The 12535-nt window shown below is 32.2% G+C and carries 10 protein-coding genes; all 10 read left to right on the plus strand.

Features of this window, described 5'->3' with window-relative positions; translation table 11 throughout:
• The first annotated feature begins 133 nt into the window (after nucleotides 1-133).
• On the plus strand, nucleotides 134-1162 hold the full coding sequence (locus ACJDUG_RS17530; RefSeq protein ID WP_406771161.1) for a LacI family DNA-binding transcriptional regulator: 1029 nt from the start codon (nucleotides 134-136) through the stop codon (nucleotides 1160-1162).
• A 3-nt stretch (nucleotides 1163-1165) separates the two neighbouring features.
• Nucleotides 1166-1837, plus strand: coding sequence for a deoxyribose-phosphate aldolase (deoC, locus tag ACJDUG_RS17535; protein ID WP_406771162.1), 672 nt, complete (start codon nucleotides 1166-1168; stop codon nucleotides 1835-1837).
• Between the two features lie 22 nt (nucleotides 1838-1859).
• Nucleotides 1860-3164, plus strand: coding sequence for a pyrimidine-nucleoside phosphorylase (locus ACJDUG_RS17540; RefSeq protein WP_406771163.1), 1305 nt, complete (start codon nucleotides 1860-1862; stop codon nucleotides 3162-3164).
• A 155-nt stretch (nucleotides 3165-3319) separates the two neighbouring features.
• Nucleotides 3320-4489 (plus strand): phosphopentomutase, encoded by a 1170-nt coding sequence (locus ACJDUG_RS17545; RefSeq protein ID WP_406771164.1) that lies wholly within the window; start codon nucleotides 3320-3322, stop codon nucleotides 4487-4489.
• A gap of 306 nt (nucleotides 4490-4795) precedes the next feature.
• Nucleotides 4796-6979, plus strand: a complete 2184-nt coding sequence (locus ACJDUG_RS17550; RefSeq protein WP_406771165.1) for a DNA topoisomerase III — start codon at nucleotides 4796-4798, stop codon at nucleotides 6977-6979.
• Nucleotides 6980-7331: 352 nt separating this feature from the next.
• Nucleotides 7332-7478, plus strand: coding sequence for a hypothetical protein (locus tag ACJDUG_RS17555; protein ID WP_406771169.1), 147 nt, complete (start codon nucleotides 7332-7334; stop codon nucleotides 7476-7478).
• A 333-nt stretch (nucleotides 7479-7811) separates the two neighbouring features.
• A complete protein-coding gene (locus tag ACJDUG_RS17560) occupies nucleotides 7812-9050 on the plus strand; it encodes a glycosyltransferase family 4 protein (protein ID WP_406771166.1) in 1239 nt (412 codons plus the stop codon).
• A 321-nt stretch (nucleotides 9051-9371) separates the two neighbouring features.
• The gene (locus ACJDUG_RS17565) at nucleotides 9372-10808 is read left to right on the plus strand and encodes a DEAD/DEAH box helicase (RefSeq protein ID WP_406771167.1); all 1437 of its coding nucleotides are present in this window, start codon (nucleotides 9372-9374) and stop codon (nucleotides 10806-10808) included.
• Between the two features lie 194 nt (nucleotides 10809-11002).
• Nucleotides 11003-11173: a zinc-ribbon domain-containing protein gene (locus ACJDUG_RS17570; RefSeq protein WP_406764169.1), complete on the plus strand. Its 171-nt coding sequence runs from the start codon at nucleotides 11003-11005 to the stop codon at nucleotides 11171-11173.
• Between the two features lie 447 nt (nucleotides 11174-11620).
• Nucleotides 11621-12535, plus strand: a 915-nt coding sequence (locus ACJDUG_RS17575; RefSeq protein WP_406771168.1) for an Ig-like domain-containing protein, incomplete at its 3' end; no start/stop codon positions are given.

Consider the following 12535-nt stretch of genomic DNA (forward strand, 5'->3'; position numbering starts at 1 on the left):
TTGCTGGATTTATAGGTAAGACTCAGGCTCCAGCTGCTGATGGAACTCCTTACGTTAAGGGTGAGAGATAATTTTAACTACGAATATTAATAAATACTAAAAATATTTATGTTAATCTTAAGGAGTATTTAAAATGGGTACTACAATTAGTGATATCGCAAAAAAATCAGGAGTATCTTTGGCTACAGTTTCTAGGGTGTTAAATAATTCTGGCTATGTAAAAACTGAAACTAGGGAAAAAGTTTTAAATGCAATAAAAGATACAAACTACACACCAAGTGCAATAGCAAGAAGTTTATCTAAAAATGAAACTAACACTATAGGCGTAGTAGTACCTGACATAACCAATTCCTATTTTGGTGAAATAATTAAAGGTATTAGTCTAGTAGCAGAAAAAAATAATTTAAATATTATTTTATTTAATACGGATGATAATTTACAGAAAGAATTAAAAGCATTAGATCTTTTAAAAGCACAAAGAATTCAAGGAGTAATAATGACACCTAATTTCGGTGAAAATGATATTAATACAAACTATATAAATAAACTTGAGAATTTGGGAATACCACTTGTGCTTGTAGCTGCAGACGTTAAATATTCTAATCTTAATGGTGTATTTGTTGATAATATGAAAGGTGCCTTTGATGCAACAGATATTTTAATTAAGGAAGGACACACCAAAATAGGTATTATTAAAGGACAAAAGGACTCAAAGCCAGCTTCTGAAATGTTTATGGGATATCAAAAAGCACTATTATATAATAATCTTGATGTGAGAGAAGACTATATTTATACCGGAGATTTTAAATTAGACTTAGCTTATGATATTACAAAGAAAATACTAAAGATGAAAGATAGACCGAGTGCGTTACTAGTGAGCAGTAACATGATGACCTTAGGCTGTGTAAAAGCTGTTTTAGAAGAAAAAATGAAAATCCCAGAGGATTTAGCTATAATAGGTTTTAACAAAATTGATGTATTTGATGTAATTGATTTGGGTATTTCTTATGTGGATGATTCAGCATTAGAACTTGGTAGAGCTTCTATGGAAATGTTAAGTGAGCTAATAAAAGCTCCTAATAAAAATGATGTAAGAAGAATTACTGTTAGGCCAGTAGTGGTACTAAAAGGGTCAGAAAAAGTAAAAAAGAATAGGTGGTAAGGCATGAAATTAGAAAGATATATAGATCATACAATCTTAAAGGCAGAAGCCACATCTGAGCAAGTTAAAAGAATTTGTCAAGAAGCAATTCAATATGGTTTTGCATCAGTATGTGTAAATCCATATTATACCTCCTTTGTTAGTAGTACATTACAAGGAACTAGTGTAAAAACCTGTGTAGTTGTAGGTTTTCCTTTAGGAGCAAATACAAAAGAAGTAAAGGCCTTTGAAACAAATCAAGCAATAGAAAATGGTGCACAAGAAGTTGACATGGTAATTAATGTTGGAGCACTTAAAGATAAAAACTATGATATTGTTAGAGAAGATATTGAGGCTGTAGTTAAGGCTTCAAATAAGAGAGCCTTAGTAAAAGTAATAATTGAGGCTTGTCTTTTAACGGACGAAGAAAAAGTAAAAATATGCGAAATAGCAAAAGAAGCAGGGGTAGATTTTGTTAAGACTTCTACCGGTTTCTCAACCTCAGGTGCTGATAGCCATGATGTTGAGTTAATGCGCAAAACAGTCGGTGAGGAAATTGGTGTTAAAGCTTCAGGTGGAATAAGGGATTATGAAAAAGCAGTTGAAATGATAAAAGCAGGTGCAAACAGATTAGGAGTTAGTGCCAGCGTTGCAATAATTAATTCTGATGCAGCTGCCTCTAATGATAATTATTAAAAATTAGAAAGGAGTAATAAAAATGAGAATGTATGATGTAATTCTTAAAAAGAGAAATGGTGGTGAGCTTAGCACAGAGGAAATAAACTATTTCGTAGAGAATTATACAAAGGGGAACATTCCAGATTATCAAGTTTCAGCTCTATTAATGGCTATTTATTTTCAAAAGATGAATATGAGAGAAACTACTGACTTAACAATGGCAATGGTTCATTCAGGAGATATGCTGGATTTATCGCAAATCCAAGGCATAAAGGTTGACAAGCACAGCACAGGCGGTGTAGGGGATACTACTTCATTAGTACTTACTCCAATGGTAGCTGCCTTAGGAATACCTGTTGCTAAGATGTCTGGAAGAGGACTTGGGCACACTGGTGGAACTATTGATAAACTTGAATCCTTTCAAGGTTTTTCAGTGGATATGACAGAAGAGCAGTTTATAAAAAACGTAAATACTAAAAAAATAGCTATTATGGGTCAAACAAGCGATTTGGCACCTGCAGATAAAAAACTTTATGCATTAAGAGATGTTACTGCAACAGTAGATAACGTATCACTTATTTCCTCAAGTATTATGAGTAAGAAAATTGCAGCAGGCGCTGACTGCATTGTACTTGATGTAAAGGTTGGAGACGGCGCTTTCATGAAGTCCTTTGAAGAAGCAAAAAAATTAGCAGAAACAATGGTTACTATAGGAGATAATATAGGAAGAAAAACAGTAGCAGTTATATCAGATATGGATCAACCACTGGGTTTTGCTGTAGGAAATGCCCTTGAAGTAAAAGAAGCTATGGATACTTTAATGGGAAAAGGTCCAGAAGATTTAATGGAACTATGTTTAACTTTAGGCAGTAATATGGTTGTGCTTGCAAATAAGGCAAAGAATAGTGATGAAGCAAGAGAGATGCTTCTTAGTGTTGTAAAAAATGGTTCAGCACTTGCAAAATTAAAAGAATTTATCGGAGCTCAAGGTGGTAATACAGAGCAGGTTGACAACGCAGAACTTTTACCAAAAGCAAAGTATATTGTTCCTGTACTAGCTGAGAAAGATGGTTATGTTACTAAGATAAATTCTCAAAATATTGGTCTTATTGCTATGGAACTTGGAGCAGGAAGGGCAACTAAGGAAGAACAAATTGATTTAGCAGTAGGCATAATTTTAAGCAAAAAAAGAGGAGATGCAGTAAAGGCAGGGGACGTGCTTGCTTATATACATGCTAATACTGAAGATAAAATAGAAAAGGCTAAAAAGGATATATTAGCAAACTATATGGTTTCAGCAGAAGCTTCTGCTAAAATTCCTTTAATATATGATATTATAAAATAAAATGTGAAATTTAATTCACATTTTATTTTAAAGTAATATGAAAGCGCTTACTTATTAATTGAAAAGACCAAATTAAATTTTAGTACAGAAAGTAATAGAGGAGGCAGAAGAATTGATAATTCTTGTGCGCGGAAAAGGAATACAGGAGGTAGTAAATGGATAGAGTAATATGGATAGTACTTGACAGCGTTGGTATGGGGGCTATGAAGGATGCTGATAAATATGGAGATGCTTACTGTAATACAATAGGTAACATATCAAAAACAGTATCTGGATTGAAGTTACCAAATCTTAGTGCTTTAGGTCTCGGAAATATAGATAATATGCAGAATATTGAAAAGGTTAATTTACCTGTTGGCTGTTTTGCAAGATTAGAGGAAATATCTAATGGTAAGGATACTACGACAGGACACTGGGAAATGGCAGGTGTGGTTTCAGAAAAACCTTTTCCAACCTTCCCCAATGGATTTTCAAGTGACTTAGTAAAGCGATTTGAAGCGGCTATTGGCAGAAAGGTAATTGGTAACAAAGTAGCTTCTGGCACCGTAATTCTTGAGGAACTTGGAGAAGAACATTGTAAAACCGGAAGCCCTATACTTTATACTTCCGCCGATAGTGTATTTCAGCTTGCTGCTCATGAAGAAGTTATTCCACTAAATGAGCTTTATAAAATGTGTGAAATTGCAAGAGAAATGTTAATTGGAGAATATGCTGTAGCTCGGGTTATTGCTAGACCTTTTATTGGTAAAGAAAATGAATTTAAACGTACACCAAACAGAAGAGATTTTTCACTATTACCGCCTTATGACACTTTATTAGATAAGCTTAAAACAGCTGGTTTAAATGTAATGGCCGTTGGAAAAATCGAGGATATCTTCTGTGGCAAAGGAATAACTGAAGCAGTGCACACTGAAGACAATATGGATGGAGTAAATAAAACCTTAGAATTTATGAAGCAAAATAAGAAAGGTTTAATATTTACTAATTTAGTTGATTTTGATATGAAATGGGGCCACCGTCGAGATGTTAACTCCTATGCAAAAGGGCTGGAAGCTTTTGATGCAAGATTATCAGAAATAATGGAAGCTATGAATGATAAAGATTTGCTTTTCATTACAGCAGATCATGGCTGTGATCCAACTTTTAAGGGTACTGATCATACAAGAGAATATGTTCCTTTTATTGCCTATGGAAAAACTATAAAGCAAAATGTAAATTTAGGTACGAGAAAAGGCTTTGCAGATCTTGGACAGACTGTGGCAGATATATTTAAAGTTGAAAAATTGAAAAATGGAACAAGTTTCTTAAAAGAAATTAGTTTGTAATAATAATCATAAAATTTAAGTAGAGGAGGTATAAAATTATACCTCCTCTACTAGTTTTATTATCAGTCCGCGAAGATTTGAACAAAGTTTAGGCCAGCTTCATATATGCGCTAGCAGTAATATGATATTCTATGGATGGCTACCAGCCCTTTTAGTGGTGTTCATGATAATTATCATACAGGTTATATTTATAAAACTATATTGTTGTACAAAAAAGAGTATAGCATTTATAATGTAAAGGGCAGTATATATAGAAATTTATATATAATAATTTAAGGAATGAATAATTGGAAGGAAGTATAACTTATGGCAAAGATATTAGTGTTAGCTGAAAAACCTTCAGTTGGAAGAGAGTTGGCTAGGGTTTTAAAATGTAATAAAAAAGGTAATGGATATATAGAAGGTGAAAAATATATTGTGACCTGGGCTTTAGGGCATTTAGTTACTCTAGCTGACCCAGAGATATATGATGATAAATATAAAAGCTGGAAGATGGAAGACTTACCTATGCTACCTAAACCACTTAAGCTTGTTGTTATTAAGCAAAGTGGTAAACAGTTTAATGTAGTTAAAGAGCAATTAAATAGAAAAGACGTTACAGAAATTGTTATAGGTACTGATTCTGGGCGCGAAGGGGAGCTCGTGGCTCGATGGATACTAGAGAAAGCTAGAATTAACAAGCCAATGAAAAGACTTTGGATATCATCTCAAACAGATAAAGCTATACTTGAGGGCTTTAGAAATTTAAGGCCTTCATCACAATATGATAATCTATATAAGGCGGCAGCATGTAGGGCAGAAGCTGATTGGGTTGTAGGCTTAAATATTACAAGAGCACTTACTTGCAAGCATAATGCTCAATTAACTGCTGGGCGTGTACAGTCAGCAACCTTGGCAATGATAGTTAATCGTGAAGAAGAAATTAGAAATTTTAAACCGAAGGATTATTATGTAATAAATGCAAAGGCTAAAGGATTTACCCTACAATGGAAGGATAAAAATAATAATAGCAACATTTTTGATGAAGATAAGTTAAATAAAATTCTTACTGCTATTAAAGGAAAGGATGCAAATGTAGTTGATGTTAATGAAAGTGCTAAAAAACAGTATTCACCTGGCCTTTATGATTTAACAGAGCTGCAAAGAGATGCAAATAGAATTTTCGGGTATTCAGCGAAGCAAACTTTATCTATAATGCAAAGATTATACGAAAATTATAAGTTATTAACTTACCCTAGAACAGATTCAAGATATATTTCTAGTGATATTGTTGCAACTTTACAAGAACGTTTAAAAGCAATTTCTATAGGTAATTATAGAGCTTGCACCGCAGAAATATTAAATAGTAAGATTAATGCAAATAAAAGCTTTGTAGATGATAGCAAAGTAAGTGATCACCACGCTATTATTCCAACTGAGGAAAGAGGAAATATTGCTCTTTTAAGTAGTGAAGAAAGACATATTTATGATTTAGTTGTTAAAAGGTTCTTATCTGTGATGTTACCACCATATGAATATCTACAAACTACTATAACAGCAGATATTAATGGAGAAAGCTTTGTCGCTAAAGGAAATGTAATTAAGTCTAAGGGATGGAAGAAGGTATATGACAGAGCAGATGATTTAGCAGAAGATGAAGATGAAAAGGATAGCCAAGTTTTACCGCAGGTTAAAAAGAGTGAAAAATTAAGCATAATTTCAGTTGATAGTAAGAAACTTAAAACAAAGGCACCTGCAAGATTTAATGAAGGTACTCTTCTCTCAGCGATGGAAAAACCTCATAAATATGTAGATGTAGATAAGGTCGCAGCTAAAACACTTGGTGAAACTGGTGGTATAGGAACAGTTGCTACAAGAGCAGATATTATTGAAAAATTGTTTAATATTTTTTATATAGAGAAGAATGGAAAAGAGATTATTCCTACAGGAAAAGGCAAGCAATTAATAGAGTTAGTTCCAGAAGAATTAAAATCACCTTTAATGACAGCTAAATGGGAACTTGAATTAGAGCAAATTAGTAAAGGAAAGAAAGATCCAAGAGCATTTACGGAGGAAATGAGAAAATATGCCTTCGAGCTTGTACAAGAAGTAAAGGGAAGTAGTGATAAGTTTAAGCATGATAATTTATCAGGAAATAAGTGTCCTAATTGCGGTAAATACATGCTGGAGGTTAACGGGAAGCATGGAAGGATGCTTGTATGCCAAGATAGGGAATGTGGTTATCGAAAATCACTAGCAAGAATTACTAATGCCCGCTGCCCTGAATGTCATAAAAAGCTTGAGCTTCGCGGAGAAGGCGAAGGTCAAATTTTCTTCTGTAAATGCGGATATAAAGAAAAACTATCTGCTTTTAACGAGAGAAAGAAGAAGGAAAGCAGTAATATATCAAAAAAGGATGTAGCAAAGTTCCTAAACAATCAAAACAAGAAAAATGATGAACCAATGAATTCAGCATTGGCAGAAGCTTTAGCAAAGTTAAATTTAAAATAAGAATAATGAGAGTGTGTTCATTCCTAAAATTTAAATATTATGTATTGATATTAAAGGAAATAAAATTCTTATAATATGCGATATTCGCATATTATAAGAATTTTGTTAAGTTAGGGAGATTTTTTAGGAAGAACATAAACCTCAAGTTAAGGATATATCAATATTCTAAGATATAGCATAGAATAAGTTTAATAATATGGAATTTCATAGAGGAGTGATTAGTAATTCCCATGATGCAGGGAACAGACGGAACTGCGATACAGCAGACTTTTACCTCCTATGTTACCATTACTGACGGAAAAGATCCCAATAGTGCACAAACTAATAAATCTTGATACTCCGTTGGATGGGCATGAAGGAAAGTGACATCGGAAGGCTGTTTGTGATTCAGGTAATAATGATTATACTAATCGGAGTACTTTTAGGTATCATTGTGAGGAGTTCACTACCATCCTTTCTGCAGCAGAATGTCAAAGAAACTTCAATTTTTAAATTATAAATACCATTTCTGACTGCTGTCTTTTGCTACACTATTTCCTGATACTTGCAATTCGCTTATGTGATTGTATTCTTATTTAATATTTTGAGAAGCAAATACAGTGAATGATGAACTATTTGATTATTCCTAATTTTTATAGAAAGAGATAATAATAAAACTCAGGTACTGTTTATTAAATTTAGATTAAATTATTAAAATTAATGGTTTTTATACTTATTCTTAGAGTATAATCAAATATATTATTTTAAGAAAATAGTTTATTAAACTATCTACAAAATATAATTTATATGATATATTATAAAGCATGAGTATTGATATTAGGAGCTGATAATATTGAAGATATTGATAACAACAGATACCTTTTATCCCATGGTTAATGGAGTTGTAATTTCTACTCAAAATTTGTACAAGCAATTAAAAAATCTTGGAAATGATGTGAAAATATTAACTCTTTCTCCTTCAGGAGAAGAAAAGATTGATGGCGATATTTATTATCTTAAATCCTTTGGCGTAAGTATTTATCCCAATGCACGGGCAAAAAGTTTTTTACACAATAATCTAATAAAAAAGATTATCGAATGGAAGCCGGATATTATCCATTCACAAACAGAGTTTTCAACAATGTTTGTATCTAAAAATATTGCTAAGAAGCTTGAAATACCGCATATCCATACTTATCATACACTATATGAGGATTATCTTAAATATATATTTAAAGGAAAACTTATCTCAAAGGATATGTCAATCAAGCTAACTAGAATATTATTAAATTCTCTTGACGGCATAGTTGTACCAACAGAAAAAGTTGAAAGTGTACTTAGTAAATACGGCGTTAATAAAAATATGTATATTATACCTACTGGAATTGAGATAAATAAGTTTAAGAATAAAATTACAAAGGAAGAAAAAGGGGCACTTTTAGAAAAGCTAAATATAAATAATAAAAAGATCCTTGTATATATAGGTAGAATAGCAGAAGAGAAAAATATTGAGGAAATAATAAAATTCTTTAAGAAAATTCAAATAGAAAATGGTAACATTAGACTTTTAATAGTAGGTGGAGGTCCCTATGTTGAAAAACTTATAAAGCTTTCAAAGGAACTTAATCTTGAGGATAAAATTATATTTACAGGGATGGTAAAACCAGATGAAGTATGCAAATATTATCAACTGGGTAATGCCTTTGTAACCTCATCAACTAGTGAAACTCAAGGCTTAACATATATAGAAGCCTTAGCAAGTGGGCTGCCTGTTGTATGTAGGTATGATCCCTGCGTTGAAAACTTAATTATAAACGGTGAAAATGGATTCACCTTTAAAGATGAAGATGGATTTGTAAGTGCTGTTAACTCAATACTGACTAATGAAGTAAAGCTAAAAGAACTTTCTCTAAACGCCTGCAAGAAAGCTGAAGAATACTCAACAGAAACTTTTGGAGAAAATATTTTGGAGGTATACAAAGACACAATTTTTAATTTCAATTTTATAAGAAGAAAGCCTTATGATATTGCTGCATACAAGATAAAAGGCTATGCTAAAAAACTTAAAAGTTTATACAAGGAATCATTTTAAATTATAATAAATAAAAAGCAGTTTAATTATTAAAAAAGAAGTGTATAATAAACAATGCACTTCTTTATTATTTTGCATTTAAATAATTGAAATGGGCTTTAACGAGTAGTTTGTGAGCGGGAGTGAGTAGTCTTAAATTACTCAGTGTTTCCGACTAAAGGAGGTAAATGTCCTAAATGGACATTTACGAGGTAGAAACCCTAAATGGGCTTCTACGGGTAGTCTGTCGATGAGCAATCGGCAAGCTAGACTACCCAGTGTATCGAGCGGGAGCGAGAGGGCTTAATTGCTCAGTGTTTCCGACTAAAGGAGGAATAATTTATGAAGTTTGAAAATTATATGTTAAATGAAAATATATTAAAAGCAATTGACTTATTAAATTATAAGGAGCCTACAGAGGTCCAAAGTCAAAGTATTCCCTTAGTATTAGATGGCAAGGATGTAATAGTAAAGTCACAAACTGGCAGTGGTAAAACTGCTGCCTTTGGTATTCCTATTTGTGAAAAAATAGTAATTGATGAGAAGTCACCGCAAGCCTTAATTTTAACTCCTACTAGAGAATTGTGTGTTCAAATTAAGGAGGATATAACTAACATTGGAAGATTAAAAGGAGTTAGATGTGCTGCAATCTTTGGTAAACAGCCTGTAAGTATGCAAGTAAGAGAACTCAAACAAAGGATTCATATACTTGCAGGGACTCCAGGAAGAACCTTAGACCACATTGAAAGAGGAAATATCACATTAGATAAAATTAAATTTTTAGTAATAGATGAATCTGATAAAATGCTTAATATGGGTTTTATAGATCAGGTAGAAGCTATAATTAATAAACTTCCAAGTAATAGACAAACTATGCTTTTTTCTGCAACTATGCCAGAGGAAATAAGAAGCTTATGTGAAAAGTATATGGTAAATCCTGTGGAAGTAGAAACCAAAAGTGAAACTATAACCGCAAATAGTATTAATCAGTTTCTATATAGGGTAAATAAGGATGAAAAATATAATTTACTTGTTAAACTCTTATGTACTGAGAACCCTGAAAGCTGTATTATTTTCTGCAGTACTAAGGATACAACTGATAAATTAAGTAAAAGAATGCAGCAATCTAAATTTTCCGTAAAGGAACTTCATGGAGGTATCATGCAAGATGAAAGATTAAAAACCATGAAAAGCTTTAAAAGGGGAGAATTCAGAATATTAGTTGCCACAGATGTAGCAGGCAGAGGTATAGATATTGAAGATTTATCACTAATAATAAATTATGATGTTCCAGAGGAAAAAGAAAGTTATGTTCATAGAATAGGCAGAACTGGTCGCGCAGGAAAAAGAGGTAAAGCAATAACCTTTGCAGCAATTGAAGAAGAAAAGTATTTAATAGCCATTGAGGAATACTTAAATTACAGCATTCCATTAGGTTTAATTCCTAGCAAAGAGAATGTTGAAGCTGCAAAGAAAAAGTTTCTACTTAGTAAAAATGCAGCACCTAAACCTAAAAAAGATAAAGGTCAATTAATTAATAAGCAAATAACTAAGTTATATATAGGTGCAGGTAGGAAGAAAAAGATCAGAGCAGTGGATATAGTAGGTACTATATTAAGCATAGAAGGAATTAGTGCTGATAATATAGGAATTATAGATATTCAGGATAATTTTAGTTATGTAGATATTTTAGATGGTAAAGGGCAAATTGTATTAGATGCCTTAAAAGTGTCTAGAATTAAGGGTAAGATTGTTAAAGTTGAATTGGCAGTAAAATAAACATTAAGAGGATAAGTTTATTATTACTATATTTTGTATAAAGTGCAATTTACTATTGAATTTTAATCATTGATATGATATTATGAAAAAGTAATCTTTATTACAAGATTTAATATTGTAACAACAGTCCTCTTTTTAGAGATAATCTGGTTATCAATTTTTAAATCTAATATTATAAAAGGAGGAATGTTGAAATGGCAGATAAAACTTTAGTATGCAAAGACTGCGAAAAAGAATTCGTATTCACAGAAGGCGAGCAAGCTTTCTACAAGGAAAAGGGATTTGAAAACGAACCACAAAGATGCCCAGATTGCAGAAGAGCAAGAAAGGCAGAAAGAAACAACAATAGAGGATTCAGAAGATAATTTGAATAGCAAAATTGTTACCCTGTAGGTTTACCTACAGGGTTTTTATTTTTTTGTACAAATTAGCTATGTTTGTTTAACCTTATGGGAAATATTAGGGTTACTTAATTTTGCTGTAATTTATTCAGCAAATAAGTACCTTTAAAGTATTAACTTAAAATTTAGCTTTTTCAAGTAAAAATTTATGTAAAATAAGTAGTAAAATATGTAAAAAATGAGTAAAACATATAGATTTAACTTACAAAATTTGGTATTATTAATTTGCATCATAAATAGACTATTAATACCCTTAAAAATTAGCATAAGGAGGTGTAAATATTAAAGGCTTTTATTATAATTTTGCATCTTTAGCTATAACTAGATTTAAAACCAGAACAGCTTGGTTTTACAAAATAAACTATTATTTTTAATATAATCCTAGGATTATATAAAGGGGGTAAGTTTTAATTGAAAAAAAGGAAAAGAACTAAATTTTTAAGTTTGATAATAACCTTAGCCATGGTTATTTCAAACTTTATTGGAATTGGGCCTATGCAGGTTATTAAGGCAGATACGATTACTGTTTTAAGTGAAGGCTTTGATAGTGTTTTATCTGGTGGTGGCACTACAACTACTTCAATAGCACCTACAGATTGGGTGTTTAAAAACATAGGTGGTTATGCAAGTACAAGCACAGGATATTATGGAAACACTGCTCCATCTATAAAATTTGGTACAAATGGTTCCCAAGTTACAACACCAAGTTTTAGCTTAACAGCTCAAGGAACAATGTCGTTTTGGATTAGAGGGGCATCCACAGATAATGTCTCAGATTTAAAAGTAGAAAAATTTGATGGAACTAGTTGGATAGTAGTCGAGGACATTAAACCTTTACCTACTGTAGCAGCAACAAAAACTTATAACTTAGAACAGAATATTACACAAATAAGATTTACTTATACTAAGAGTGGTGGAAATGTAGCGTTTGATGATTTTAGAATAGTTCAAAATACAGCTCCAGCAACAGTAAATGTTAACAGTGTAAGCTTAAATAGCTCCACTCTTAACTTAGGTATTGGAAAAACAGCTCAGCTTACAGCAACAATAGATCCGGCTAATGCAACAAATAAAAATGTTAGCTGGTCTTCTGATAAACCTGACATAGCAGTTGTAAATAACGGGTTAGTGACTGGTGTAAGTGAGGGCACCGCAACTATAACAGTTACAACAGAGGATGGGTCTAAAACTTCCCTATGTGTGGTAACGGTTTCAGCTAATGCACCTCCTGCTAATAAAACCTTTGATTTAGTAGAAATTACAGATTTTCATGGACAGCTTCTAAGTTCTGACGCAACTCCACTACCAGTAGGTGCTGTTCTAGCA

Source organism: Candidatus Clostridium stratigraminis, assembly GCF_045310675.1.
Taxonomy (GTDB): Bacteria; Bacillota; Clostridia; order Clostridiales; family Clostridiaceae; genus Clostridium_AT; species Clostridium_AT stratigraminis.

Coding starts and splice junctions, on each gene's coding strand:
- ACJDUG_RS17530 (WP_406771161.1), top strand. CDS start 134: ATGGGTACTACAATTAGTGATATCGCAAAAAAATCAGGAGTATCTTTG.
- deoC (WP_406771162.1), top strand. CDS start 1,166: ATGAAATTAGAAAGATATATAGATCATACAATCTTAAAGGCAGAAGCC.
- ACJDUG_RS17540 (WP_406771163.1), top strand. CDS start 1,860: ATGAGAATGTATGATGTAATTCTTAAAAAGAGAAATGGTGGTGAGCTT.
- ACJDUG_RS17545 (WP_406771164.1), top strand. CDS start 3,320: ATGGATAGAGTAATATGGATAGTACTTGACAGCGTTGGTATGGGGGCT.
- ACJDUG_RS17550 (WP_406771165.1), top strand. CDS start 4,796: ATGGCAAAGATATTAGTGTTAGCTGAAAAACCTTCAGTTGGAAGAGAG.
- ACJDUG_RS17555 (WP_406771169.1), top strand. CDS start 7,332: ATGAAGGAAAGTGACATCGGAAGGCTGTTTGTGATTCAGGTAATAATG.
- ACJDUG_RS17565 (WP_406771167.1), top strand. CDS start 9,372: ATGAAGTTTGAAAATTATATGTTAAATGAAAATATATTAAAAGCAATT.
- ACJDUG_RS17570 (WP_406764169.1), top strand. CDS start 11,003: ATGGCAGATAAAACTTTAGTATGCAAAGACTGCGAAAAAGAATTCGTA.